We start from the raw sequence: 25,432 nt of genomic DNA, 5'->3' as shown, positions 1-25,432 counted from the left end.
GTCATCCTCCTAGGTAGCTGTTGGAAAGTTCGTTCTCGATTTCGTCGGGTGCACCGACGCGGACCACTCGTCCGTGGAGCATGAGCGCTGCACGATCGGCGATCGGCAGCACGGCGCGAGCGAACTGCTCGGCCACGAGAATCGTCAGCCCCTCCGCGACCAGTTGGCCGACGATGTCGTACATCTGCGAGACGATTCGCGGGGCCAGGCCCATCGACAGCTCGTCGAGCAGCAGCACGGTGGGGTCGGTGCCGAGCGCCCGGGACAGCGCCAGCATCTGCTGCTCGCCGCCGGACATCGAGCCCGCCAACTGGTTCTTGCGCTTGCCGAGGATCGGGAACCGCGTGTACGCGACCTCCTCGAGCTTCGCGAGATCCGACCCGGTTCCCGTTGCGATCCAAAGGTTTTCACGGACCGTGAGGTTCGCGAAGATGCCCCGGCCCTCGGGGATCGAGCAGACGCCCAGCTTGGACAGGTCCGACGCCTCGACGCCGTTGACGCACCGTCCCGCGAGACGAAGTTCGCCCTGCGTGATCGGCAGAATGCCCGAACAGATCTTGAGCGTCGAGGTCTTGCCACCACCGTTGGGTCCGAGCAGTGCCATCACGGTGCCCGGCGCGACGGCCAGGTCCACCCCATGGAGCACTTCGATCGGACCGTATCCTGCTCGGACACCGGCCATTTCGAGCAACGGTGTGGGCGCCTCGTGACGACCGCCATCCGTGTCAGTCACGTTCGTGGTCACAGTCGACATCACACTGCCTCCTCTGCCGTGCCGATGTAGGCGGCGATCACCGCGGGGTCGTCGCGCACCTGGGCCGCGCTGCCCGACGCCAGCACAGCGCCGTAGTCGAGCACGTGAATCTGCTTGCACAGCTTCATCACCAGCGGGATGTCGTGCTCGACGAGGCAGATCGCGAGGCCGTCCGCCGCAAGCTGCAGCAGCAGCTCCGCGAAGTCCTCGGTCTCCTGCTCCGTCTGACCGGAGGCAGGCTCGTCGAGCAGGAGCAGTCGCGGCGACGTCATCAGGGCGCGTGCCGCCTCGACGACGCGGGCCCGGCCGGTCGGGATGTCGGAGACGTCCTTGTCCGCGACATCGGTGAGCTTGGTGAGCTCGAGGATCCGGTCGGTCTCGGCGTCGACGTCGATCTTGTTGCGCGTGTTCGACCGGTGGATGTCACCGGCCACCCGGATGTTGTCCCGCACCGACAGCGACAGGAACAGCTCGAGTCGCTGGAAGGTACGGGCCAGACCCTTGTTCGCGCGCTTGGCGGGCGAGAGCCGGGTGACGTCGTGCCCGTCGAGCAGGATCTTGCCCGACGCCGGCTTCTGCAGGCCGGTGATCGTGTTGAACAGCGTCGTCTTGCCGGCACCGTTCGGCCCGATCAGGCCCGTGATGGCGCCGCTCTCGACGGTGATGCTGACGTCGTTCACGGCGACGTTGCCGCCGAACTTGACGGTGATCCCACGCGTTTCGAGGATGGGGGTGTCAGGCATGGACGATCGCCTCCTTCGGCTTCACGGCGGACGACGGCTCGCCGAACTGTGCCACCGCGGTGTGCTCGGTGACGTCGGCCGGCAGGCCCAGTTCACGGTCGAGTTCGGCCAGGCGATCCTCGGTGTAGGGCAGGTCGACGCCGATCTCCTCGGGCGGGGTGCCCTTCGCAGCTTCTGCGGCTTCCTTGCCGAGCACCGCCTCCGGCATGAACATCTGTCCGACGACCGGGAGCATGAACACCGTGACGATCGTGATCGTCGCGAACCACCAGTTGCCGAGGACTCCGGTCAGCGAGAGGACGTAGGACACGCCCACCACCGCTGCGCCGCCGATCAGCACCGGCTTGGCGTTACGCAGGTGGCGGTAGCCCTCGAGGACGTCGTGCACCACGCCGGACGGGTTCTTGCCGACGCCGAGACCGATCAGCGCGGGGCTGACGGCGGCAAGGTGGCCCATGAACGTCCACAGCCCCTCGAGTTCGGGCTGAGCCGCGCCGAGGTTGTTGAACGACACCATGATCACGGCGAAGCCGACGCCGGCCATGAGTCCGCCGAACAGCGCACCCGTCACGTAGCCGATACCGGCGACGACGGTGAGCATCAGGATCGTCAGGCTGATCATGATCGAGAAGTTCTCGTTGGAGACCGCACCGATCGCACTCGACATCAGGATGCCGCCGAGCCCGGCGATGCCGGCCGAGAGCATGAAGACGCTGAGCTTGAGCTTGACGAGATTCTGTCCGAGCATCGCGGCCGCGGCCGGGCTGTCCTTCATCGCGGCGAGTCGACGGCCGTACCCGCTGTTGCGGAGCGCGATGACACCGATCGCCAGGACCGCGAAGATGGCCGTGACCGTCATGAGGAACGTCGTCTGGTTGCTCAGGTCGAGGGGGCCGACCTTCAGCGGCGGGATCGACAGGCTGCCGCCGGTGAACAGCGAGAACTTGACGCCGAACAGCTCGTGCTCGGTGGTGTCACGCAGCACCATATTGCTGAGGAACACACCGAACGCCATCGTCGCGAGGGCCAGGTACAGACCCCGTAGGCGGAGCGCCGGCAGCGCGACCAGGCCGCCGATGACGGCCGCGACCAGGGTGCCGATGATCAGGCCCCACAGGGTCAGTCGTGTCGCCAGGCCGCTGCCCGACGTGCCGAAGTGGTAGGCGACGATCGTCGAGATGGCACCGAACGAGACGACCGCGAGGTTCATCTCGCCCGCGTAGCCGGTGAGCAGTGTCAGCGACAGCGCGATGATCGCGAACGACATCCCCAGCGTGAGCGTGGTGATCGCGGACTCGACCATCAGCAGTCGGACCATGTAGACGATCACCAGCAGTGCCGCGCCCCACGCGACGGCCTTGCGCACCGTCGGGACGGTGTACCGCTCCCGGGTGCGGACCGCGGCGCCGCGCAAGCGGTCCTGGGGCAGCACGATGAGGACCACGAACAGCGCGATCATCGGCAGCGAGACACGCAGGTTGGACGTCCAGGTCCACTCGGACGGGAAGTAACCGAGCACGTAGGTGCCGGCGAGGCCGAGGAAGATCGCACCGACGAACGTGCGCGGGATGCTGCGCAGCCGACCGAACATCGCGGCGGCGAAGGCGTCGATCACGAGCAGGGTCAGCAGGTTCGCCTCGAGCGTGCCACCGCTGATCGGCGTGATCAGGATGCCCGCGACGACCGCGAGCGTGGAGCCGAGCGCCCACGAGAACGCGGCGATGCGCTCCGGGTTGTGACCGTTGAGTCGCAGCAGATCCGGGTCGTCGACGACGCCGCGCATCGAGACACCCAGACGGGTGCGGGTGAACAGGAAGCGCAGGCCCACGGCGATGAGCACGGCCGCGACGAGACAGATGATCTCGTGCATGTGGACAGTGGCGCCGAAGAACGAGAAGCGGGTGTCGTCGCCGAAGAACATCTGGACGGTCCGCGGGTCCTCGGGATGCCAGAACCAGTGGGAGAGCGACACACCACCGAGAAGGATCGACACCGTGACGACGATCTTGGTGACTTCGGCGGTGTCACGCAGTCCGCGCATGATCAGCGCGTACAGCAGCAGGCCCATCAGCGGACCTGCGACGCCGATCGTCAGCAGCAGCGCGAGCGGTGTCGGCATGCCCCAGCCGTAGCGGAACTGCCAATAGAGGAATGCACCGAGCATCGCCTGCGCACCGTGCGCGAAGTTGAAGATGCCGGACGTGTTGTAGGTGAGTACCAGCCCGGAGGCGGCGATTGCGTACACCGAGCCCAGGACGAGACCCAGGATCGTGAACGTCACGAATGTGTCCATCTGGAAACCCTCAGATATTCCAGTCGGGATGGACGCGGCGCCCCGGGGCGGTGGCCCGGGACGCCGCATTCATCGGTGGGATCGTTGGTGCCGGCGGTCGATCACCTGTGGGTGTCGACCGGGCAGTGGAACTGGATCAGGCCTTGGGCGTGATCACGTTGGGGTTCAGGTACTTGGTGGCGACGCGGTCCGCGTTGAGGTCGGTGCCCCACGTGGCCTTGTCGGTCTTGACCAGGTACTGCGGGTCGCACTTGAACTCGCCCTTGTCGGCGGGGAACGCCTGCGTGTAGTCCGCGCCCTTCAGTGCCACCACCAGGCCGCACTGCGCGGGGATGTTGGCGCCCGGATCCATCGTGGCGTGCAGTCCGCCACCGTCCCAGTCGTGGATCTGCGACAGTTCGTCGATCATGCACTGACGGGTCAGGTCCGAGCCGCACTCCTTGGCCGCGCTGGCCCAGAGCAGGAACGACGACGTGGCCTGCATGCCCAGCAGAGCGGTCTTGCCGCCGCCCGCGGTGACGAGATCCTTGTACTGCTTGACGGCCGGATCGTTCTCGTTCTCGAGCATCTGGAAGGCCATGCCGGCGTTCAGGTTGTCGAGCAGACCGCTGTCCTTGTTGAAGGCCTGCGCCGAGTTGGCGTACCAGGTGGCCTCACCGAAGATGATCGGGTCGAGACCGGCCTGGTCGACGGCCTTGAAGAAGTTGAACTCGTTGGGCACCGGCGACCGCGAGGTCCACATGCCCTTGGCGCCGCACTGCTTGATCTTCTCGGCGAACGGCACGTAGCTGGCTTCGCCCTCGTAGTTGAGGACGACGCCGCAGTCCTTGAGGTTGAAGCCGGCGGCCTTGGCCATCGACGACGTCTTGGCGAGCGACGTGATGATCGCGGGCATCGTCGAACCGATGAGCGTGAAGTCGTTCTTCATGTCGGGGTGCATCTCGCCCATCTGGAACCAGGCGGAGGCGTTGGCGATGTCGACCGGGAACGGCACACCCTGGTAGGACATCGGGCCGTTCGCGGCATCCGGGGAGACCGTGAAGCCCGGCACGGTGGCCATGTTGCAGGCCACGCGCGTCTGCTCGGACGTCGCGTCCATCGCGAAGCCCTGGCCGACCATCATGAAGTCGGACCGGCACGAGTCCTGCATGACGGCGTTCGCCTGCGTCATGGCGGCGTCGTAGTTGGTGCCGACGACCTTGCGGCCGTTGATGCCACCCTGCTCGTTGCACCACTTGATCATCGCGGTGACGGCGTCGGACATTTCCTTGTTGAGGCCCGGGCTCTTCGCGTAGCCGCGGTCGTCGCCGTATCCGATCTTGATCTCGGAGTCGGAGACGCCCTGGTCGGTGGCGCCCTTCGCGTCACCGGCACCACACGGCGAGGCCAGCGTGCCGAACTCGACGTCGGCGGATGAGGTGGACTTGCTGTTACCCGAGTCGCCACTGCTCGGAACGACGGCGTCGCCTCCACGGTCGCCGGCACACGCCGAGACCAGGGCCGCCGTCGCGGCGAGCGCCACGACCAGCTTGGCTGTCTTGTTTCTCTTCACGGTCGGTGTATCTCCTTCTCAGTGCCCGCGCAACCGGGCCGGGGTCGAACCAACAGATCGAAAACCTGGACGGACCTGCGGCGATACTCGCTGCCTGCGAACCGACCCGGACTTTTCGCAAATACTTGGTAAAGCAAATGCTTTCGTTAGGTAAAGAAAGGAGGACCCAGCGCGCCCCGACCGCTGCCGCAATCCCGCCACCGACCTTCCGAGCTCCACACACCGGGACGATGAGCTCCCGGTGGCGAGGACCGTAACGAGCGTCACACCGCCCCTCGGCGACCGATCCCGGTGAGTGAGACCGACCGGTGAGGCTCGACACACCCCGCCGAAAACGTGAGTGTTCACACAGTCCGGCGACCGTCCTGCGAGGTGATAGCAGAATGTGGTGATGCGCACCGTCTGTTCGTCGGCTGCTCGCTGTACTTTTGCGCGTTCGATACGCACAATTCGCTTGTGACCGCAGAGCTCGTCGTTCTCTTGGTAGTGGTCGTCACTGCCCTCGCTTTCGATTTCACGAACGGCTTCCACGACACCGGAAACGCGATGGCCACGTCCATCGCCACCGGCGCACTTCGACCGAAGGTCGCAGTGGCACTCTCTGCAACCCTCAATCTGATCGGCGCTTTCCTGTCCGTCGAGGTCGCTGCCACCGTCGCGAAAGGCGTGGTCAACCTCGGAACGGTGAGCGGAGAAGACCTCCTGCTGATCGTGTTCGCGGGCCTCGTCGGTGGCATCCTCTGGAACCTCGCCACATGGCTGTTCGGCATGCCGTCCAGCTCGTCGCACGCCCTCTTCGGTGGCCTGATCGGCGCCGCGATCGCGTCGATCGGCATGAACGGCGTCGAGTGGGGCGGCGTGATGGGCAAGGTGATCCTGCCCGCGCTGCTGGCCCCCGTCGTCGCCGCTCTCGTCGCCGCCGTCGGCACCAAGCTGATCTACCGGATCACACACGCCGTTCCCGACGACACCAAGAGCAAGGGCTTCCGCATCGGACAGGTCGGCACCGCATCGCTGGTGTCACTCGCCCATGGAACGAACGACGCCCAGAAGACGATGGGCGTGATCTTCCTGGCCCTCGTCGCGCACGGTTCGATCTCTCCTGACGCCGACATGCCCTTCTGGGTCAAGCTCAGCTGCGCCGTCGCGATCGCGCTCGGTACCTACCTCGGCGGCTGGCGCATCATCCGCACCCTCGGTAAGGGCCTCGTCGAGATTTCCGCGCCGCAGGGCATGGCCGCCGAGTCGTCGTCCGCAGCGATCATCCTCACGTCGAGCCACCTCGGTCTGCCGCTGTCGACCACCCACGTCGCCACCGGATCGATCCTCGGCACGGGACTGGGCCGTCGGGGCGCCGAGGTCCGCTGGGGTGTTGCCGGCCGGATGGCCGTCGCGTGGCTGATCACCCTCCCGTCCGCCGGCATCGTCGGCGCGATCTGCTGGGCGATCGCCCACCTGATCGGCGGACTCCCCGGCGTCCTGGTCGTGTTCGCCCTGCTCATCGGACTGTCAGTGGTCATGTATCTGCGCTCACGCCAGGAGCCGATCGATCCGAGCAACGTCAACGCGGAATGGGACGGCGGCCTGACGCCCGCGGCGGAAACCCCGTTCGCCGGATCCGACGCCGACGCCGACGCCGACCACACCACCACCAGGAACACCTGAGAAGAGACGACCGATGGATGTAGTGACACAGACCGCTAATTCGCTGTGGCAGGTCGTCCTCGTGGGACTGCTCCTCGGCGCGGGGCTTCCGGCGATCTTCGCCCTGGGGCTGAAGTCTCTGTCCGTGGGCGCACACACGAACCCCGACGGCTCGTCCACGGCGACCACTGCAGGCAAGGCCGGCGCGGTCCTGTGCTTCTCCGTCGTGCTGATCGCGATCATCGCTGGGATACTGATGCTGATGCAGGGCTTCCTGGCCGACAGCTTCGGCATCCACGTCTTCTGAGCGGGGCCCCTACCCGGCACACCCCCCGCTCCCTCGTGAAAGTGATCGCATCGTGAACAGCAAGTATTCGCTCCGCTCAGTTCTCGACTGGCTCCGCGCCGGATACCCGGAGGGCATTCCGGCCAAGGACCACTTCGCGCTGCTCGCCGTGCTGGGACGGCGCCTCACCGACGAGGAGATCGGGCAGATCGTCGACCTGTCGATCGCCACGGCGCACGAGCACCCCGATCGCCACGTCGACTACGACGCACTGAAGAGCATCATCGCGGGCGTCATCCACGAGGCACCCACGGAGGACGACATCACCCGCGTCACCGAGCGCCTCGTCGCGGGTGGATGGCCCGTCGTGGGTGACCACCCCGAAGTCCCCGAGGTCCCCGGCGTCCCCGGGGTCCCCGGGGTCCCCGGGGTCCCCGGGGACCCTGACGCCGCCGACACCACCGACACGGGAACACCTCCCATCGCCGACCAGGAAGCACCGGACAGCCGGAGCTGACGGGACCGAGTTCAGGAGCACCATTGAGCCTGCCTCCGTTTCTCTCCTCGATCATCGACTGGCTACGCGCCGGGTACCCCAACGGCGTGCCCGAGCAGGACTACGTCCCGCTGTTCGCTCTCCTCACCCGCCGACTGTCGGAGGAGGAGGTCAACCTGGTGACCGCAGCACTCGTCGAGTACGGCGACCTCCCGATCTCGAAGACCGACATCCAGGTCCTCATCACCAAGATCACCAACGAGATGCCGCTCGAGTCCGATGTCGACCGGGTTCGTTCACACCTCACCGCCGGTGGCTGGCCGCTCGCCGGCCCCCCGCTCGCCTGACCTTTCGAGCCGGCCGTGCAACCCCGTGACACCATCGGGGAGTGAGTTCGCTGCTGCATCCGCTCCCGATCCCGTCCGGTACTTGCGTGGAGTCGATCCTTCCGCAACTCGAGCAGACGCTTCGCGGCGACGGCCCGCCACTGTTGCCGCTGCCGGCGGACGACGATCGTGAGACGGCTCGACTGACCGACGCCTTGCGTCCCGGCGAACCGATCGACGACGTCCCCCACGCCGAGGACGTCGCGCTGGTGATGGCGACATCGGGTACGACGGGCGTCCCCAAGGGTGCGCTCCTGACCGCCCGCGCGCTGCGCGCCAGCGCCGAGGCGACGCACCACCGACTCGGGGGCCCCGGCGCGTGGCTCCTGGCACTGCCCGCGCATCACATCGCCGGGATGCAGGTGCTGCTCCGCGGGATCCTGGCCGGCACCGCACCGGCGGTGGTCGACGTGACGGAGGGGTTCGATCCGGCGGCGCTGCCTGCCGCGGTCGCGTCGATGGAGGGTTCGCGCCGCTACACGTCCCTCGTGCCCACCCAGCTGGTCAAGGCACTGGACCACCCGGAGGCCGCCGCCGCGCTGGCCCAACTCGACGCCGTCATGCTCGGTGGCGCAGCCACCCCGGCTCCCCTGTTGCGGCGGGCGCTGGACGCGGGGATTCGGGTCGTGCGCACGTACGGCATGAGCGAGACGTGCGGCGGATGCGTGTACGACGGCGTGCCGCTGGGCGGCGCGGACGTCCGGATCGCCGATGATTCCCGGGTTCTGCTCGGCGGCGCGATGATCGCGTCGGGCTACCGTGGGCTGCCCGGGCACCCGGCGTTCGCGGAGCCCGGCTGGTTCCGGACGGATGACGCCGGCAGCCTCACGGACGGGGTCCTCACGATCCACGGTCGTCTGGACGAGGGGATCTCGACGGGCGGCCTCACCGTCGTGCCGCAGGTGGTGGAAGCTGTGCTCGCCGAGCATCCGTCGGTGCGGGAATGCGCCGTCCTCGGGGTGGTCGACGAGCGCCTGGGTCAACGAGTGGTGGCGGCCATCGTTCCCGCCGACGGGTACACACCGACGGTGCGGGAACTGCGCGCCCACGTGAGTTCGACGCTCGACGCCACTGCAGCCCCCCGCGAGATCCGACTCGTCGACGCACTGCCGTTGCGGGGTCCCGGAAAGGTGGATCGCGAAGCACTGCGATCGGCGTGGAATACGCCGGATTCTCGCTCAGCGAACACCAACTTCCGTAGTCCGCACAGGTAGTTGAACAAGCAATTGAAAAGTCCAGACCCTACGCAGACCGTGACCGAATCGTTATAAATGACCCAAAGGCTCGAAACGGCTTCGGTTTCCGCTGATCAATTCATATTACCGACCGGTAAGAACTATTCTTAACAAACCCCCACCTGAGCAATTGCTTACTTTCGAACGGGCTACCTGTTGCAGAAAGTTGACGGAGGCCAGATGCTTTCGCAAGTGATCTTGGATGTCGGGGACCAGACGCCGCGGTCGCTCTTCGCATGAACGTATCGATCGAGGGGTTGTGAATGAACCACCGCGCACGAAATCTGCTCAGCCGCAGTGCCATCGGCCTGGCAGCTGCTGCCACCGTCGGGCTCGCGGCGCCAGGCCTGGCCGGTGCCACGCCGGCTGTGAAGGCGCCGAGCGTCAAGGCGTCCGTCACCGGCAACACCATTGCGGTCACGGTGCAGAACACCAACACCGACTCGACCGTGAAGTGCGGAGCGGCGGTTGTGCTCGCATCGAAGGTCGGCGAACTCGAGGCGGACCCCTCGAAGCTCTTCACTCCCGGTTTCGCGGCCTACCGGACGCCACCCTCTGAGCGCGTCGCGGCGTCCAGCACCGCCACGTTCACCACGCCGGACCTGAACAACGGTGTGTACGCGGCCCTCGCCGAGTGCGCGTCGACCGCGAACCCGGCAGACGCCGCGGTGAGCAAGGCTCAGGTCGTCACGCTCCCGGGCGACGCCTTCCTCGGCAGCCTCCAGAACGGCGCGTTCGAGAACATCATCGATTTCATCACGACAGGCGCATTCGACAGCCTGATCGACGCCCTCGCCGCCGGCTCTTCGCAGCCCGCCCCGTAGGGATCACCCAGTCGTGCGCGGCGGGTCGGACACCAGTCGGGGATGTCCGAACCGCCGCGCATTCTTGTTTCCGCAGTGACGTTTCCGCAGAACGGTACGTTTGTACCGATCTGATTGTTCCGATTTGCTTGCCAGAAACGAGTTCACCGTCGATGCTGTCCCACAGGTGATCTTGATCGAGGGCTTGTTTGTCGAACCTTCGGTCCGAACGCCTCTCCCCTACCACCCCGAAAGGCCCCGACCATGCGTACCCACGCCACTGCCGTCCTGACTCGCGCCGCCGCCGGAATTGCGGTTGCAGCCACCGCCGCTCTCGCCGCTCCTTCGCTGGCGTCGGCCGAGACCACACCGCTCGTGCCGCCGACGATGGCGACAACGGTCGACGGCAACATCGTTTCCGTCGAGCTCACGAACCCGAACCTGGATCCGGTCAGCGGGTGCACCGCAGTCGCCATCGACTCGGCCAAGATGCCTGCGCTGGTGGATGATCCGGCCAAGTTCTTCGAGCCCGGCTTCGTGTCCTGGACCAGCGGCATCGACGGCGCAACGGCCGGCCAGACCAAGACCTACACCACCCCGGCGCTGAGCGACGGCATCTACGCCTTCATCGGCGGATGCGTTTCGGCGATCGATCCCGCGCAGCCCGCCCTCGGCGACCCGCAGCTCGTCACGATCGGCAACCCGCTCGGAAGCCTCGGCGACCTCGGCGGCCTCACCGGAAGCCTCGGCGACCTCGATCTCGGCGCACTGCTCGGCGGCCTGCTCGGCTGACCGAAGCCTCTGAGGAAAGAGCCGCGGTGCAATGCGCACCGCGGCTCTTTCGCGTCGTGCAAGCGTCGTGCAAGGGCGCCGCAAGCGAGCACCCGCACGGTGGTGACATGAAACTCGACACCTCACCCCCGGCCATCGAGGCCGTCGGGCTCGTCAAGACCTTCGGGCAGCAGCGCGCGGTGGACGGCGTCAGCCTGACCGTGCCCACTGGTTCGGTCTACGGCGTGCTCGGCCCCAACGGCGCCGGTAAGACGACGACGGTGCGCATGCTCGCGACACTCCTCCGCCCCGACGGCGGCGAGGCCCGCATCTTCGGCCGCGACGTCGTTCGCGAATCGACGGCGGTCCGCTCCCTCGTCGGAGTCACCGGGCAGTACGCCTCGGTCGACGAGGATCTCACCGCCACCGAGAACCTCGTGATCTTCTCGCGGCTCCTCGGCCTCGGGCGCGCCGAGGCCAGGCGCAAGTCCGTCGAACTCCTCGAGGAATTCGGGCTCACCGAGGCCGCGACGAAGCCGTTGAAGAACTTCTCCGGTGGCATGCGCCGACGCCTCGACCTGGCCGCCAGCCTCATCGCGCGTCCCCCGCTGCTCTTCCTCGACGAGCCCACCACCGGTCTCGACCCTCGCACCCGCGCTCAGATGTGGGACACCATCCGTCGGCTCGTCGCCGAGGGCTCGACGGTGCTGCTCACCACGCAGTATCTCGACGAGGCCGACCAACTCGCGGACCGGATCGCGGTGATCGACCACGGGCGTGTGATCGCCGACGGCACCGCCGACGAACTGAAGGCGTCCGTGGGCGTGTCCTCGCTGCAGCTCACGCTCGCCGACCGCACTCGGACCGAGGAGGCCCGCACGGTGATCGCTGCGGCGCTCGATACGCCAGCGGCCGTCACCCCCGAGTCGGGACGCATCACCGCCCCGATGACTGACCCGTCGGTGACCGCGGATCTACTTCTGCGCCTGCGTGATCACGGCATCGCGGTCGATGAGATCACCGTCTCCAAGCCGAGCCTCGACGAGGTGTTCCTCACCATCACCGGACACGACGCCGGCGAATCCGATCGGAGCGTCGCATGACCACCACCCTCACCTCACCCACGCGCTCGACCGGTACTCGTACGGTCGAGGCCACCGAGCGGATCACCTTCCGCGACTCCGTCGCGCACACCTTCACGATGGCGTACCGCGGGATCCTGAAGATCAAGCACAACCCCGAGCAACTGTTCGACGTCGTGATCCAGCCGGTGATCTTCACCTTCATGTTCACGTACATCTTCGGCGGCGCGGTCGCCGGCGACGTGCAGTCGTACCTGCCGATCATCATCCCCGGCATCCTGGTCCAGACCGTGATCACGGCATCGATCGTCACCGGGACCCAGTTGCGCGAGGACATGGACAAGGGCGTCTTCGACCGGTTCAAATCGCTGCCGATAGCCCGGATCGCTCCCCTGTCGGGAGCACTGCTCGCCGACGTGGTCCGGTACGCGATCGCGACCACCATCACGATCGGTGTCGGCATCGCGATGGGCTACCGCCCGAGTGGCGGGTTCGTCGGCGTGGTGTGCGCGGCGCTGCTGATCATGGTGTGCGCGTTCGCGATCAGCTGGATCTTCGCCCTCATGGGTGTGCTGATGAGCAAGGCGTCCGCGGTTCAGGGTGTCTCGATGATGATCCTGTTCCCGCTCACCTTCATGTCGAACGCCTTCGTCCCCTCGGACACGATGCCGGGGTGGATGCAGGCCTTCGTCGACGTCAACCCGGTGTCACACCTGGTGACCGCGGTCCGCGAACTCGCGAACGACGGCCACTTCGGTATCCACGCCGTGTATGCGCTGGTCGGCGCGGCCATCATCGTCGCGATCATGGCGCCGCTGACGGTGCACACCTACATGCGCAAGGCCTGACGCGTCACCTCTCGGTCGTCGAGAAAAGCTCGAGAATCTCCGTACGTGCGGCGGCGCGTGGCATCCCCGAGACGGATGTCAGCGCCGCCGCGACGGCGTCCTTGCCGAGCGCATCCGTCGCCAGCGCCAGATGTCGCTTCAAGCTCATCGATGGATAGTCTTGGCGCGCATTTATTCTCGCCGCGAGCGCGAGTAGCTTCACCCCGCGTTCGACGTCACGACCGGTGGCGACGGCGAAGCTACCGACGGCGCACGCGACCGCCCCGGTCTGCGGCAGATCCGGGTATCCGCGGGAGCCGAGGCGCGCCGTCGCGGTCGCCTCCAGTCGACGTGCAAGATCGGCGACCAGTTCCGGACGCCCCGCGAGCACGTGCGCATCCACGGCGGCGGAGACCACCATGATCTCGAACGGATCCGCCGGGAGATCACCTTCGAGATCGCCGGCTTGCCCGGCCGCGCGGCGATACTCGGCCAGTCCCCGATCGACGGCGCCCACAGCCAGATCAGCCTCCGCGGTGCTCGCCGACAACGCTGCCTGGTTGTTCGTGGCGTGATCGCTGTTGGCACTGCTGCCCTGTGCGCTCGCGTGCAGCGGGACGAGCGCCGCGAGTTCGGCGCGAGCGTCGGCGATCCTGTTTGCACCGACGAGCGCTGCAATCATGTATCCGCGCACCTGCAGGCTCTCGTCGTACAGGTGCATCCCCCACAGGATCTCGGCGGAGCGCCTGTAGTACGCCACCGCTTCGTCGTACCGCGCGGACTGGGAGTGCAGGCTGCCGAGGTGCTGACACACCATCGCCAGGCCCCAACTGTCGTTCCGTTCCTCCGCCAGGGCGAGCGCCTGGCGTGCGTCGGACTCCGAGCCGAACAGGTCGCCGATGTTCTCCCGCAGATTGGCGCGCGCGATCAACGCGGTGCTGCGTGCGCCGGGATCGGTCGAGCGCACCGCCGTCGCGAGCATCCGCGCCAGACCGCGCCCCGAACCGGGAACGAGCATCAGGCCGACGTTGACGCGCGACTGCCCGCTGATGTCGTCGCGGGCGGCGAGTAGTCGTCGTAGCCGCGTGCGGGCAACCGCGACCGAGCGGAGATTGCCTCCCATCGCCATATGGGTGGCGGCGAGCACGTATGCCGACGCCAGGTGATCACCGGGTACGTCCTCGGAGACGAGGCCGGAATCGTCGAGTTCGAGCACCCGCGGAACCCAGGTGAAGACCTCCGAGTGCGCGCCGCGAAATGCCCACATGCCGCCGAGTACGGGGAAAATCGTGAAGACCGCGCGAACGAGCTTTTCCGACAGCGCGTATCGCAGCACCGCGAGCAGGTTGTCGTGCTCGGCCTCGACACGGTGCGCCGCCGCCACCTGGCGGCCGGACATGAAGTCGTGGAACACTTCCCGAGAGAACTGCTCCGCCCAGTCGACCGTTCGCCCAAGGACCTCGGCTGTCTCCTCCGGGCCCGACTGCTCCTCGCCGAACTCCCGCACGGTCTCGAGCATGTGGTAGCGCAGCCCCAGCGCGTCGGAACCCTCCGGCGGTTCGACGACCGACAGCATCGACTGGTTGACCAGGCCCTCGAGGGCATCGGCAACATCGACGACCTCACCCCATTGCGCGACGGTCATCGCGGCGTCGTACGTGAATCCGGCCGGGAATCTGCACATTCGGCGCAACGCCGCCCGCTGTGGCTCCTCCAGCAGGTCCCAGCTCCAGTCGATGACCGCGCGCAGCGTGCGATGACGTTCGGGGGACGTGCGGTCGCCCGAACGCAGCAACGCGAACCTGTCGACGAGTCGGGAATTGATCTCCTCGACGCTCATCGTGCGTACCCGGGCCGCCGCCAGTTCGATGGCGAGCGGCAGGCCGTCGAGTGTGCGGCAGAGGCGCTCCACCTCGTCGCTGTTCAGGCGCACCGACGGGCGCACTGCGAGGGCCCGCGACCGGAACAGCTCGGTTGCCGGCGAACCGTCGTCGTCGATCGCCAACGGCGGCAACGGATACACCGCCTCCGCGGTGATCGCCATCGGCGCACGACTGGTAGCGAGCACCGTCAGGTGAGGACTCGCGGCGATCAGATCGGACACCACGTCCGCGACGTCGTCGATCAGGTGCTCGCAGTTGTCGAGAATCAGCAGGGACGGGCGCGCCGACAGTGCGTCACGCAGGCGTTGGCGTGCGTCGTGGATACGGGTGCGGGTGAGCGCTCCGGGCGTGAGGTCGGCCTCGCTGAGACCGAGTGTGCCGCTGATCGCAGCGATGAGGTCCTCGCCGCTGCGCAGTGGCGCCAGTTCGACGAGTGTCACCGGCATCCGGGTCGCCACCTCCCGACCCAGCGCGTGCGCCACCCGGGTCTTACCCGTGCCACCCGGACCCAGGACCGTCGCGACACGCGACGACACCAACAGCAGTTCGAGCGCCGCGAGATCCGTCTTGCGTCCGAGCAGGCGGTTGGGCGCAGCGCGGAGTCCGATCGTGTTGGGCAGCGACCGGATCGACGGCTCGGCCTCGCGCGGCGCACTGTCACCGGTGGTGGTGGTGGAAGTCCGGTGTTCACCGCGGAGGATCGTGGCATTGAGATCGACCAGCCGGGCGGACGGGTCGACACCCAGACGGTCGGCGAGCCGGGCACGCAGGCCCGCGAACACCTCCAGCGCCTCGTTCGCCCGTCCCGCGCCGTGCAGACATTCCATGAGCAGCGCGTGTGCCCCCTCGTCGAGCGGCGACACGCCCGCTGCCGCCCGCGCGATCGGCAATGCGCCGTCGTAGTCACCTGCGGCGACGAGGGCCGCGAGTTCGACGGCGTCGAGCGCACCCCGGTACCCGGCCGCCTCGGTCGCCAAATCGTTCGCGAGGTCGCCTTCGGGCAGGTCGGCGCCGGGCTCGCCGCGCCACAGTGCGCGGGCCCGACGGACCGCGTCGAGGGCGCCCCGCTGGTCGCCGTCCGCATGGCGCTGTCCGGCCTCCCGGGCCAGCCCGCGGGCCCGCGCCAGGTCCACCTGCCCGGACTCGAGCGTCAGGCGGTAGCCGGCCGGACCGGCCTCGATGGCACCGTCGGGCAGCGCCGAACGGAGCCGGGAGATCTGAGTGTGGAGGGCATTGGCGGGCGCCCGGGGCGGAGAATCGCCCCACACGTCCTCGACGAGTGCCGCCGCGCTGCGACTGTGCCCCGGACGTCGCGCGAGGGCCACCAGGAGGCTGCGCGCCCGCGGGCCGGGCAGCGAAACCAGGGCGTCGTCGCGCCACGTGGAAACCGCACCCAGCAGCGCCACCACGACCGGCGGCTCCGCGGGCGCCGACGTCTGGGAAAGGCTCGTCACGGTGTGCACCGGCGCCAAGCCTATGGGAGTTGCCGAACGCGCGGCCACCCGATCGGGCGGAGGGTGAAAGGATCTGCCCATGGCATCTGTGTCCCAGTGGATCGAGGGCGCGCGCCCGCGCACCCTCCCGAACGCGATCGCACCGGTTTTCGCCGGTACCGGCGCGGCCGCGTCGCTCGACGCCGCGGTGTGGTGGAAGGCGCTACTCGCGCTGATCGTCTCGCTCGCGCTGATCGTCGGAGTGAACTTCGCCAACGACTACTCGGACGGCATCCGAGGCACCGACGACGACCGGGTGGGCCCGCTGCGCCTCGTCGGCTCGGGGCTGGCGTCTCCCGGTTCGGTGAAAGCCGCCGCGATGGGCTGTTTCGCGGTGGCCGCGGTGGCCGGCGTGGCCCTGGCGCTCGTGTCGGCGTGGTGGCTGATCCTCGTCGGCGCGGTGTGCATCCTCGGGGCCTGGTACTACACGGGCGGCAAGAAGCCGTACGGCTACAGCGGTTTCGGTGAGATCGCGGTGTTCGTGTTCTTCGGTCTGGTCGCGGTGCTGGGCACCGAGTTCGTCCAAGCCGACCGCATCGACTGGGCGGGACTGCTCGCGGCGATCGCGGTGGGCTCGTACTCGAGCGCGGTGCTGGTGGCGAACAATCTGCGCGACATCCCGACCGACACCGAGTCCGGGAAGATCACGCTCGCAGTCACACTGGGCGACGCCCGCACCCGTGCGCTGCACCTCGTTCTGCTCGTCGTGCCGTTCGTGGTAACGCTCGCGCTCGTCGTGCGGACGCCGTGGGCCCTCGTCGGTCTCCTCGCGCTGCCGTTGGCGGTCAAGGCCAACGCCCCCGTGCGCAGCGGTGGCCGCGGCCCGGCACTGATCCCCGCCCTCGCGGTGACGGGACAGTCGATGCTGGTGTGGGCCACGGCCACCGGCCTCGCGCTAGGCCTCGGCTGAGTCCTGGTTGCGCCCGGCGCGGTGCCCGAGCACGTTGACGACCTTGCCGTCCGGATCGCGGACGAAGAATCGTCGCACGCCCCACTCCTCGTCCTGCAGCGGATGGACGATGTCCGCACCGCGGGCGACCATCGCTGCATGAACGGCGTCCACGTCGTCGACCTCGATACTCATGTCGGGGTGGACCGGCGCGGTTGCATCGTCGACCAGGAACGTCACCTGGGCAGTGGGATTCGACGGTGACGCCATCGTCATCACCCATCCCTGGTTCATCACCAGGGCGAACCCGAGGGCCCCGTAGAACTCACGACTCTCGTCGAGTGACCGCGCGTGGATGTCGGGGACGACCCGCCTGATCGTCATGTCACTTCTTGTCGGGGACGATAGCGCTGAGCACGAAGTTCACCACCGAGATGATGAGCGCGCCCCACACCGCGGTCCAGAACCCGTCGACGCTCAGGCCCCACTCGGTCTGCGAACTGATCCACGACGTCAGCATCAGCATCAGTGCGTTGATCACCAGCGTGAACAGGCCCAGCGTGAGGATGAGCAGCGGCAACGACAGCAGTTGGACGATCGGCTTCACGAACGCATTCACCACCGTGAAGACCAGGGCGATGCCGAGGACGATCAGAATGTCGGTGCCGGTGCCCTCGCCCGAATCGGCGACGGTGATACCGCTCACCCACTGCGATGCGAGCCAGATGGCGACCGCATTGATCACCAGGCGTATCAGGAATGTCATGCCCTCATGCTGGCACGGATCGCGCAACCGGGAGAACCCGTGCCGCAGTCGTCACTCTCGGCGAATGAGGCTGGCATTCAGGCGCAGACGCTCGTGCAGCAGATGCTCGACGGCATCGATCTCGTCGGCCGAGCAGTCGAGCAGGATCTTGACCTCGACGTCCCGCTTCGTCAGGTCTGCGGTCAGGACGATACCGACGATCCCCGCCCCGGACGCCGATCCTCGGAACACGTCGACGCCCTCCCCGTCGCCCCCACCCGTGCCCTCGAGATACCCGTAGTCGATCGGATAAACCACCTCGGGAAACCGCGGATGTGCACTGCCACTGGGCCGGTCGATGCGCAGTGACGCGCTGGCGACGAGTCGGTCGAGCGCCGAGAAGAATGCGTGCATCCCCTGCTCCATACTCACAGCCTGCCACGAGCGCACCGGACCGAACGGCGGAACCGGCCGACCCGGCACCCGTTCGACCGACACCGAAACGTGACCAATGCCGGGAACCGTAAATCACGCAGATCCCACCCAATCCCGACAATGCCCGGATAACATCCAGCCATGACCGCGCGCCGCGCCAATTGGCTGATGGCCGTCTGCGCGGGAGTGTTGTTGATCTCGGTCGGCGTGGTGGCCGGCCGAGTCGCAGTCGGGGACGACGCCTCCGCACGGGCAGGCCGGGAGTACGGCTCGAATCAAGCCGTGATGTACAGACAGATCAACCATGCCGACCCGAGCGACAACGACTTGCTCGAGTGGTGCCACGAGGGCGCGAAACTGTCGGCCGACACCCAGATCTGGTATCGGGGCGGCGTCATTCAGGTGGGGGAACTCGATCGTCAGCGCTTCGCCGACGGCTGTTTCGAGTCCTACCGCGACGGCGTGCGCTGACCGCTCGACCGGACGGCGATCGCGCCGTCGACCGCGGCTTGGAGATCGGCTGCGACGACGCGGGTGATCGCCATGGGCGTCGCCGGAAGGTCGACGACAGGGCACGAGACGAAGACGTCGGCCGGGGCGTCCGGACGGTAGCTGATCCCGAGGCTGAGCAGCGTCGGTTCCGACCCGAGTTTGCGCGCCTTCACCGCGATGTGCCCGACGCCGCTGTTGATTCGCTGGACGATCGCCGGATCACCGTCGTTGCACGTGCCCTCGGGAAAGATCGCAAGGACGTCGCCTCGATGTAGCCGTTCTGCCGAGACGTCCATCATGGCGCGGCCCGCGTCGGCCACGGCCCGCATGCCGTGGTCCTTGCCCCGGAAGACCGGGATCGAGCCCATCATGTCGATCTTGCGGCGCATCGACGGATCGACGAACAGTTCGTCCTTCGCGAGCACCCGGGTACGGCCGATGGCGCGGCGCAACGGCGTCCGCCACGCGGTCGCCGCGAGCGTGTACTGGTCGCGGTCCGTGAGGTGGTTGGCGACGACGATCAGCCGGGTCCCGGCCCGCAGCAGGTCCTGCAACTGGCGTCGGGCGCCGTCGGCGTAGCGGATCTGCGGGCGGAAGCGTGCCGCGAGGGCGGCGTACGCGGCGCTCGCGAGGAACCGGTTCTGCTGGTGATCCAGGTAGAAGCGATACACGGTCTCGTAATTCTCGAGCGTCACTTCGGGCCTGGTCATGGCGCGCCTCTCGTTCGGATGCCCCCCGTCCGATCCCCAACGGTACACAACCTACGGAACCGTAGGTTGTGTACCGCTGGGGCGCGCGATCAGTGCAGTCGTGCCCGGAACGCCGCGACGAGGGCGGGCAGTGCGGCCTCGGCGGCCTCCGGATCGGGATCGATCCCGGCGACCGCCATCATCAGGTCTGTCGCCCCGCTAGCGACGAGCGCCGCAGCGCCGTCCATCGTCCGGTCGAGGTCGATCGAACCGTCCGCGGACCGCTCCACGACGAGCCTGCCGCGCACCTGCAACTCGCTCGGGTCGCGACCGGCGTCCCCGAAACTGCGCCGAAGCAACGCCGTTCCCGCCGCGACGTCCTCGTTGGTGGCACCCATGATCGGGATCCAGCCGTCGCCCCACGTCGTCACCCGCCGCACGACCGGCTTCGACAGCGAACCGGACACCCAGATCGGGATGTTCCGGCCCGGCGCGGGACGGGGCGAGCAGTAGGCGTCGTCGAACGACAGGCTGGGCGTCGACACCGATGCCGGCCCGCCCGCCCACAGCGCGCGGCACGCCGCGAGGGTGTCGTCGAGCAGCGGACCACGCTTCGCGAAGTCCAGCCCCACGGCCTCGTACTCCCTTGCCTGCCAACCTGTTCCGACACCCAGATCGAGACGGCCCCCCGAGATCAGGTCGAGCGTCGCGGCGGTCTTCGCGAGCACCGCACCGCCGCGCAGCGCCGCGATCACGATGCCGGTACCCAGGCGCACCCGCTCGGTCTTGCCGGCCAGCAGCGCCAGCATCGTCAGCGGCTCGAGCCAGACCGCGTCGGGTTCGGTAGGGAACGCCGACCACGTGTAGCCCGACGTGTCCGAGCCCATCACCACATGGTCGGTGACCATGACACGGTCGACGCCGGCCCGGTCCGCGGCGACACAAAAACTTACGAACCGGCCGTAATCATCTTGTGCGAGTAGGGAACCGAAGTTGGGGACATTGATACTCAGAGTCGGCTTGTCGACAGACACGATCGACCTTTCGGCGCAGTAGGGCAAGGGTTCTCGATCACGGATTGCGGGGACGGTTGGTCCAGCCGCCCTCGGGCTTCGGGAACCATCCACCGGCAGCGAACGTGCCGCCGTCGACGTGCACCGTGGTGCCCGTCGTGTAGCGGCCGAGATCCGAGGCCAGGAACAGCGCGGCGCCGGCGACGTCGTCGGGCTGGCCGGGTCCGCCCAGCGGTGCCCACATGGGCCACTTCGCCCACTCCTCCTCCGACAGCCACTCCGTGTAGGGCACCTGGACGGACTCGATGAGATCGGGCGCGATCGCGTTCACCCGGACGCCGATGCGCCCCACCTCGACCGCGAGGCTGCGGCTGAAGTGGGTGACCGCCGCCTTGTACGCCGCGTACACCGAGTGTCCCGGGATCGCCCGATGCGCCTCGACCGTCGTGAGGTTCACGATCGAGCCGCCGCGTCCGCGCTCGGCCATCCCCGGCAACACCGCGTGTGTGACGCGCAGGACGTGATCGAGGTTGATCCCACCGATCTCCGCCCAGAACTCCGGGTCCGTCTCCGCGAACGGGCGCGGAGGGCGCAGGAAGTGTCCGACATTGTTCACCAGGACGTCGGGAGCGAACTCGACGATCCGCGCGGGCACCACGGGGGCGAGGACGTCGTAGGACAGGGCCTCGATCGCTCCACCGGCGGCCGGGTCGAACTCGAGCGCGCGCACCGCGTCGACGTCGATGTCGGCGACCAGGACCTCGGCCCCGTGTGCGGCGAACGAACGCGCGATCGCGGCGCCGATGCCGTGCGCACCGCCGGTGACGATCGCCCGCTGGCCCGCGAGCAGCGGCCCGGGACTGAACGCAGGCCGGCCCGACTGCGTGACTTCTGACGACACGATTCCTCCTCGATTGACGAACGGGCACCTGGCCCGATGTCACACGCGTTCAGTCGAACTGGACCCATGCGACATTCGGCCATGATCGGTCGGGTGCGGCGAGCCGGGCAGGGGCTTTCCCGCCTATCGAGAAACGTGCCCCGTGGGGGTTCTCACGACGGGCCCGGAAGCTGGCTGTCGTAGCCTCGAATCGAAGGATCACGACACTGAACTGGAGAACCCCACGATGCTGAACAAGACCGCCACCTCCGCCCTCGCCGCAGCCGGACTCGTCGGCGGCTATGCCGTTGCACGACAGACCGGAAACCGCCAGCTCGGCGGAGTGGTGCTCGCAGCGGTCGGCGGCGTCTGCGCCTACAACTGGACCAAGAGCTCGGGGCCCGGCCGCGCCGCAGCCCTGCTCGGCACGTACGTCGGCGCGTTCGGTGGCTCACACCCGCTGGCCAAGAAGATCGGCGCGTGGCAGTCCGTCGGCGTCGTCGCGGCCGGTACCGCGATCGCGTCGCAGGTCATCTCGCAGTCGCCTCGGAGCTGAGGGTTGATCCGTCTCGCCGAGCCCACCGACCTGCAGTATCTGCCTGCGATCGATGTTGCGGCGGGAGCGGTGTTCCGTGACGCGGGCATGGAGGCCGTCGCCGACGACGAACCCCCTCCGCTCGCGCTGTTCGAGTCGCATCTCGCGGAGGGCCATCTCTGGGTGTGGGGTCGGCGCAAGCAGGCTCCGGCCGCCTTCTGCCTCGTCGACGTGGTCGACGGCACCGCGCACCTCGAACAGATCTCGGTGGATCCGAGCCACGCCCGACGCGGCATCGGCGCAGCCCTGATCGACCACCTCGACGGGTGGGCACGCGATCGGGGTCTGCCCGAGGTGACGCTCACGACCTTCCGTGACGTGCCGTGGAGCGCGCCGTACTACGCGCGCCTCGGGTTCACCGTGGTCGCGGACGAGGACCTCGGCCCCGGCCTGCGCGCGATCCGGGAAGCCGAAGCCGAACGAGGCCTCGACCGCTGGCCCCGGGTCGTGATGACCCGCCACGTGCCGATCGAGGCACCGGCCCCCGCGATCCCGGAGGACCGCGAGGACAGCTAGTCCGTCCAGCGACCGGTCGCGGTGAACTCGGCGAGCACCGCGGCCGGTCCGGTCAGGTCGATGCCCTCCGACGCGACCCAGTCGTCGTCGAAGTAGGTGCCGGCGTAGCGCTCGCCGCCGTCGCACAGCAACGTCACGATGCTGCCGCTGCGACCCTGCGCGAGCATCTCGGCGACGAGCCCGAACGCCCCCCACAGATTGGTGCCGGTCGAGCCGCCCACCTTGCGTCCCAGTACCTCGCTGGCGTGACGCATCGCGGCGATCGACCCGGCGTCCGGCACCTTCACCATCCGGTCGATGACCTGGCCGATGAATGACGGCTCGACGCGCGGCCGACCGATCCCCTCGATCCGGGAGCCGCGCTCGGACGTCGAGACGGCCGTGCAGTCGTCGCATCGCCATGCGTCGAAGAACACGGAGTTCTCCGGGTCGACGACGCACAATCCGGTATCGAGCTTGCGATACCGCAGGAACCGCCCGATCGTCGCGCCCGTGCCACCGGTGCCCGCACCCACGACGATCCACTCCGGGATCGGATGATCTTCCTGCTGGAGCTGAGTGAAGATGCTCTCGGCGATGTTGTTGTTTCCACGCCAGTCGGTGGCGCGTTCGGCGTGAGTGAACTGGTCCATGTAGTGACCGCCGGTCTCGGCGGCCAGGCGCTGCGACTCCGCGTAGATGAGCGACGAATCATCGACGAAATGGCAGCGGCCACCCTGGGCCTCGATGAGTGCGACCTTGGCAGGACTGGTGCTCGCGGGCATCACCGCGACGAACTCCAACCCGAGCAGCTTGGCGAAGTACGCCTCACTGACGGCCGTCGAACCGGACGACGCCTCGATCACCGTCGTGTTCTCGCCCACCCAGCCGTTGCAGATCGAGTAGAGGAACAACGAGCGCGCCAACCGGTGCTTGAGGCTGCCGGTGATGTGAGTGGACTCGTCTTTGAGGTAGAGCTGGACGTTCCACTCCGCCGGCAGCGGATACCGCAAGAGATGGGTGTCGGCGCTGCGTTGTGCGTCGGCCTCGATGAGACGGACAGCGTTGTCGACCCAGGCCCGCGAGCCCCTGCGGTCGAGGACCGTCGTCACCGGTTCCGGTCCTCACCCCGCAGCTTGGCCTGCAAATCGGCCTTGTCGGCTCGGCGCTGCGCGTCGACCGAGGCGATGTCCAGGTTGACGCGCTTGCGGAGCTTCGCGAAGAGGACGAGCGACAGAGGCAGCGCGATGAGCACCGCGAAGATGGCCCCCACCAGTAGCGGGACGTCGACTCCGAACGCCTTTCCGCCGAAGACGATGACGACCGCGAGCACGACCACCAGACCGAGTCGCGCCACGGAATAGAGGGCGACGTCGCCGACGAGGCGTCCGGTCGTGACCGTGCCGGGGCCGCCGGCTGTCGTCGAAGCCTGGTCGGGACGGTTCTGCGCTGCATCACTCACACGACCAGGGTACCGATCGCCCTACGACGTCCTGCGGGAACGCCGGTTGACTGCGACCGAGGCCACCGGCCTCAGAAGACGAGCGGCAGGACACCGGGGCCGAGGTTGTTGAATGTCGACCCCCAGTCGACGACGCCGAACGTCGCCATGAGGTTGCCCCAGTTGCCCGTCACCACCGCGTTGCCGATGGTCGCGCCCTGCTGGAACGCCTGATACAGGGCTTGAATGACTGTCGCGCCGGCGTTGGGGCCGATGAATCCGGTGATCATGGGTCCTCCTTCGTTCCTCGACGGGTGCTCCTCATGCCGGTGGGGGTACCACCGGGACGGTGTTGCTGAAGGTCGAGCCGAGATTCAGGGTTCCGATCGTCGTCACGACATTGACGAGCCCACTGGTCAAGCCCGTCATGATCGCGTTTCCGAATGTCGCGCCCTGCTGGAACGCCCAGTAGACGCTGTCGATGACATTCGTTCCGATCAACGGACCGAGATTCTCAGCGATCATGCACATCCCCCTCCCGGCTCGTGCAATCACGAGCCTCCGCAGCACGAGCCACAGCAGCACGAGCCACAGCAGACGGTTCCGCGATGCGAGATCCCACGCGGATTCTCGGTGCTCCACCCCAGCTGTCGGGCTCGACTTCCGTCCGAATTCAGAATCCGGTGACGGTGTCGGATGTCCGGTCGGACCTACTCGGGCCTGGGCAGACAGGGCTCACCATAGGGGCAGCCAGCGCCGTTCGTCCCGGGATTGCCGATTACCGGAACCACCTTGATCATTAGCGGCCCGAGTAGTCCGATTTGTCTATTACCTCCGCTTTACCAACTTTAGATCGTTCGAGTACCTGGGGGGTTGAGTGCCACTATGTCGAAGCCGGTCGACAAACGAACCGGTCCCGAATCTCCCCCCGGCCGACCACCACGGTGGGCCCCGAACCTTGGAGGATCGATGAGCGCACCCACCTATAACGGCGCCAAGGAAGCCCTGCTGACCCCAGGCCAGGTCGCCGCACTGTTCCATGTCGACCCCAAGACCGTCACCCGTTGGGCGCACGCAGGCCGGCTCGGATCGCTGCGTACCCCCGGAGGCCACCGGAGGTTCCGGGAGGCCGAGGTGATGGCACTCCTCTCCTCGCTGACCACCGAGGCGCATCACAGCTAGACCGGACGTCCGGACGGGACGTCGGGTGGATACCGGGACGACCCGGACGCGGTTACCCTCGTAGTCAGGAGGTGCACCGTGATCTACCTACTGGCGTTCATCGGCCTGGTGACGCTTGCAGTCCTGTTCTGGAAGGCGTTCGGGCCCACTGCCACCCCCGCAGCACGCGGCGGCGGTCGTGGAACCAGGAGTGGCGGCGGAGCCGTAGGCCCCGACGACGACCCCGAGTTCCTGTGGCGCGTGGATCGCGAGAACCACCGCAGGCACTCCGACCGGCCGGGTAGCGATACCCCGACGGACCCGGACAACTAGGCCGCGCAGGATGTGA

Annotated in this window: 29 protein-coding genes and 1 pseudogene; 15 read left to right on the top strand and 15 right to left on the bottom strand. The window is 67.6% G+C overall.

The genetic code is table 11. From position 1 onward, the window contains the following. Position 1: 1 nt before the first annotated feature. From C8K36_RS01555 to C8K36_RS01540, 4 genes are all read right to left on the bottom strand, one after another. Positions 2 to 754, bottom strand: a complete 753-nt coding sequence (locus tag C8K36_RS01555; protein ID WP_107982698.1) for an ABC transporter ATP-binding protein — start codon at positions 752 to 754, stop codon at positions 2 to 4. Then, positions 754 to 1,497 (bottom strand): ABC transporter ATP-binding protein, encoded by a 744-nt coding sequence (locus C8K36_RS01550; protein WP_107982697.1) that lies wholly within the window; start codon positions 1,495 to 1,497, stop codon positions 754 to 756. Before C8K36_RS01550 ends, C8K36_RS01555 begins: the two co-directional genes overlap by 1 nt. After that, the gene (locus C8K36_RS01545; protein ID WP_107982696.1) at positions 1,490 to 3,790 is read right to left on the bottom strand and encodes an ABC transporter permease; all 2,301 of its coding nucleotides are present in this window, start codon (positions 3,788 to 3,790) and stop codon (positions 1,490 to 1,492) included. Before C8K36_RS01545 ends, C8K36_RS01550 begins: the two co-directional genes overlap by 8 nt. A 136-nt stretch (positions 3,791 to 3,926) precedes the next feature. Then, positions 3,927 to 5,342 (bottom strand): ABC transporter substrate-binding protein, encoded by a 1,416-nt coding sequence (locus tag C8K36_RS01540; protein WP_107982695.1) that lies wholly within the window; start codon positions 5,340 to 5,342, stop codon positions 3,927 to 3,929. Positions 5,343 to 5,798: 456 nt separating this feature from the next. Between C8K36_RS01540 and C8K36_RS01535 the strand changes: the two genes are divergently transcribed. From C8K36_RS01535 to C8K36_RS01495, 9 genes and pseudogenes are all read left to right on the top strand, one after another. Next, a complete protein-coding gene (locus C8K36_RS01535; RefSeq protein ID WP_107982694.1) occupies positions 5,799 to 7,007 on the top strand; it encodes an inorganic phosphate transporter in 1,209 nt (402 codons plus the stop codon). 13 nt (positions 7,008 to 7,020) lie between these two features. Beyond that, a complete protein-coding gene (locus C8K36_RS01530) occupies positions 7,021 to 7,293 on the top strand; it encodes a hypothetical protein (RefSeq protein WP_107982693.1) in 273 nt (90 codons plus the stop codon). A gap of 52 nt (positions 7,294 to 7,345) precedes the next feature. Beyond that, positions 7,346 to 7,648 (top strand): annotated as a pseudogene (locus C8K36_RS01525) (DUF3349 domain-containing protein); the annotation flags it as partial. 164 nt (positions 7,649 to 7,812) lie between these two features. Further along, positions 7,813 to 8,115 (top strand): DUF3349 domain-containing protein, encoded by a 303-nt coding sequence (locus tag C8K36_RS01520; RefSeq protein ID WP_107982692.1) that lies wholly within the window; start codon positions 7,813 to 7,815, stop codon positions 8,113 to 8,115. 41 nt (positions 8,116 to 8,156) lie between these two features. Then, positions 8,157 to 9,368 (top strand): o-succinylbenzoate--CoA ligase, encoded by a 1,212-nt coding sequence (menE, locus tag C8K36_RS01515; RefSeq protein ID WP_107982691.1) that lies wholly within the window; start codon positions 8,157 to 8,159, stop codon positions 9,366 to 9,368. Between the two features lie 284 nt (positions 9,369 to 9,652). Beyond that, on the top strand, positions 9,653 to 10,213 hold the full coding sequence (locus C8K36_RS01510; RefSeq protein ID WP_107982690.1) for a hypothetical protein: 561 nt from the start codon (positions 9,653 to 9,655) through the stop codon (positions 10,211 to 10,213). 243 nt (positions 10,214 to 10,456) lie between these two features. After that, on the top strand, positions 10,457 to 10,984 hold the full coding sequence (locus C8K36_RS01505) for a hypothetical protein (RefSeq protein ID WP_107982689.1): 528 nt from the start codon (positions 10,457 to 10,459) through the stop codon (positions 10,982 to 10,984). Between the two features lie 107 nt (positions 10,985 to 11,091). Continuing rightward, positions 11,092 to 12,066, top strand: coding sequence for an ATP-binding cassette domain-containing protein (locus C8K36_RS01500; RefSeq protein ID WP_107983683.1), 975 nt, complete (start codon positions 11,092 to 11,094; stop codon positions 12,064 to 12,066). After that, positions 12,063 to 12,893 (top strand): ABC transporter permease, encoded by an 831-nt coding sequence (locus C8K36_RS01495; protein WP_107982688.1) that lies wholly within the window; start codon positions 12,063 to 12,065, stop codon positions 12,891 to 12,893. Before C8K36_RS01500 ends, C8K36_RS01495 begins: the two co-directional genes overlap by 4 nt. 4 nt (positions 12,894 to 12,897) lie before the next feature. On the opposite strand, the gene C8K36_RS01490 is transcribed toward C8K36_RS01495, so the two are convergent. Continuing rightward, the gene (locus C8K36_RS01490) at positions 12,898 to 16,209 is read right to left on the bottom strand and encodes a BTAD domain-containing putative transcriptional regulator (RefSeq protein WP_258194590.1); all 3,312 of its coding nucleotides are present in this window, start codon (positions 16,207 to 16,209) and stop codon (positions 12,898 to 12,900) included. A 79-nt stretch (positions 16,210 to 16,288) separates the two neighbouring features. On the opposite strand from C8K36_RS01490, the gene C8K36_RS01485 reads away from it, so the two are divergent. After that, positions 16,289 to 17,158: a 1,4-dihydroxy-2-naphthoate polyprenyltransferase gene (locus C8K36_RS01485; RefSeq protein WP_107982686.1), complete on the top strand. Its 870-nt coding sequence runs from the start codon at positions 16,289 to 16,291 to the stop codon at positions 17,156 to 17,158. Here the strand turns inward: C8K36_RS01485 and C8K36_RS01480 are convergent. The 3 genes from C8K36_RS01480 to C8K36_RS01470 are packed head-to-tail and all read right to left on the bottom strand — an operon-like array spanning position 17,144 to position 18,296. Then, positions 17,144 to 17,521: a VOC family protein gene (locus C8K36_RS01480; protein ID WP_107982685.1), complete on the bottom strand. Its 378-nt coding sequence runs from the start codon at positions 17,519 to 17,521 to the stop codon at positions 17,144 to 17,146. The two genes, C8K36_RS01485 and C8K36_RS01480, sit on opposite strands and share 15 nt — an antisense overlap. Position 17,522: 1 nt before the next feature. Further along, positions 17,523 to 17,903: a phage holin family protein gene (locus tag C8K36_RS01475; protein WP_107982684.1), complete on the bottom strand. Its 381-nt coding sequence runs from the start codon at positions 17,901 to 17,903 to the stop codon at positions 17,523 to 17,525. Positions 17,904 to 17,954: 51 nt separating this feature from the next. Beyond that, positions 17,955 to 18,296 (bottom strand): inorganic pyrophosphatase, encoded by a 342-nt coding sequence (locus C8K36_RS01470; protein WP_258194583.1) that lies wholly within the window; start codon positions 18,294 to 18,296, stop codon positions 17,955 to 17,957. Between the two features lie 162 nt (positions 18,297 to 18,458). Between C8K36_RS01470 and C8K36_RS01465 the strand changes: the two genes are divergently transcribed. Beyond that, on the top strand, positions 18,459 to 18,788 hold the full coding sequence (locus tag C8K36_RS01465) for a succinate dehydrogenase (RefSeq protein WP_107982683.1): 330 nt from the start codon (positions 18,459 to 18,461) through the stop codon (positions 18,786 to 18,788). On the opposite strand, the gene C8K36_RS01460 is transcribed toward C8K36_RS01465, so the two are convergent. The 3 genes from C8K36_RS01460 to C8K36_RS01450 form a co-directional block, all read right to left on the bottom strand. Beyond that, complete coding sequence (locus C8K36_RS01460; RefSeq protein WP_107982682.1) at positions 18,767 to 19,519, bottom strand: lysophospholipid acyltransferase family protein; 753 nt, start codon at positions 19,517 to 19,519, stop codon at positions 18,767 to 18,769. The genes C8K36_RS01465 and C8K36_RS01460 overlap by 22 nt on opposite strands. Before the next feature lie 89 nt (positions 19,520 to 19,608). After that, entirely contained in the window at positions 19,609 to 20,532 is a 924-nt protein-coding gene (locus C8K36_RS01455; protein ID WP_107982681.1) for a TIGR03619 family F420-dependent LLM class oxidoreductase, read from the bottom strand. A 37-nt stretch (positions 20,533 to 20,569) separates the two neighbouring features. Further along, positions 20,570 to 21,412 carry an SDR family NAD(P)-dependent oxidoreductase gene (locus tag C8K36_RS01450; protein WP_107982680.1) on the bottom strand — a complete coding sequence of 281 codons (843 nt, stop codon included), beginning with the start codon at positions 21,410 to 21,412 and terminating at the stop codon, positions 20,570 to 20,572. Between the two features lie 226 nt (positions 21,413 to 21,638). Between C8K36_RS01450 and C8K36_RS01445 the strand changes: the two genes are divergently transcribed. Both C8K36_RS01445 and C8K36_RS01440 read left to right on the top strand, forming a co-directional pair. Continuing rightward, positions 21,639 to 21,947: a hypothetical protein gene (locus C8K36_RS01445; protein ID WP_107982679.1), complete on the top strand. Its 309-nt coding sequence runs from the start codon at positions 21,639 to 21,641 to the stop codon at positions 21,945 to 21,947. A gap of 3 nt (positions 21,948 to 21,950) precedes the next feature. After that, entirely contained in the window at positions 21,951 to 22,502 is a 552-nt protein-coding gene (locus tag C8K36_RS01440) for a GNAT family N-acetyltransferase (RefSeq protein ID WP_107982678.1), read from the top strand. Here C8K36_RS01440 and C8K36_RS01435 read toward each other — a convergent pair. The 4 genes from C8K36_RS01435 to C8K36_RS01420 form a co-directional block, all read right to left on the bottom strand. Continuing rightward, on the bottom strand, positions 22,499 to 23,593 hold the full coding sequence (locus C8K36_RS01435) for a PLP-dependent cysteine synthase family protein (RefSeq protein WP_107982677.1): 1,095 nt from the start codon (positions 23,591 to 23,593) through the stop codon (positions 22,499 to 22,501). The genes C8K36_RS01440 and C8K36_RS01435 overlap by 4 nt on opposite strands. After that, on the bottom strand, positions 23,590 to 23,943 hold the full coding sequence (locus C8K36_RS01430) for a DUF4229 domain-containing protein (protein WP_107982676.1): 354 nt from the start codon (positions 23,941 to 23,943) through the stop codon (positions 23,590 to 23,592). The genes C8K36_RS01435 and C8K36_RS01430 overlap by 4 nt, the downstream gene beginning before the upstream one ends. A 71-nt stretch (positions 23,944 to 24,014) precedes the next feature. Further along, a complete protein-coding gene (locus C8K36_RS01425) occupies positions 24,015 to 24,212 on the bottom strand; it encodes a metal ABC transporter permease (RefSeq protein WP_107982675.1) in 198 nt (65 codons plus the stop codon). A 31-nt stretch (positions 24,213 to 24,243) separates the two neighbouring features. Then, positions 24,244 to 24,447, bottom strand: a complete 204-nt coding sequence (locus C8K36_RS01420) for a PTS sucrose transporter subunit IIBC (protein ID WP_107983681.1) — start codon at positions 24,445 to 24,447, stop codon at positions 24,244 to 24,246. 444 nt (positions 24,448 to 24,891) lie between these two features. On the opposite strand from C8K36_RS01420, the gene C8K36_RS01415 reads away from it, so the two are divergent. Continuing rightward, positions 24,892 to 25,104: a BldC family transcriptional regulator gene (locus C8K36_RS01415; RefSeq protein WP_005518137.1), complete on the top strand. Its 213-nt coding sequence runs from the start codon at positions 24,892 to 24,894 to the stop codon at positions 25,102 to 25,104. Positions 25,105 to 25,182: 78 nt separating this feature from the next. Beyond that, entirely contained in the window at positions 25,183 to 25,416 is a 234-nt protein-coding gene (locus C8K36_RS01410; RefSeq protein ID WP_107982674.1) for a hypothetical protein, read from the top strand. Positions 25,417 to 25,432: the final 16 nt, after the last annotated feature.

It is taken from the genome of Rhodococcus sp. OK519, assembly GCF_003051005.1.
Classification (GTDB): Bacteria; Actinomycetota; Actinomycetes; order Mycobacteriales; family Mycobacteriaceae; genus Prescottella.
This window is presented reverse-complemented; position numbering and strand designations above follow the sequence as displayed.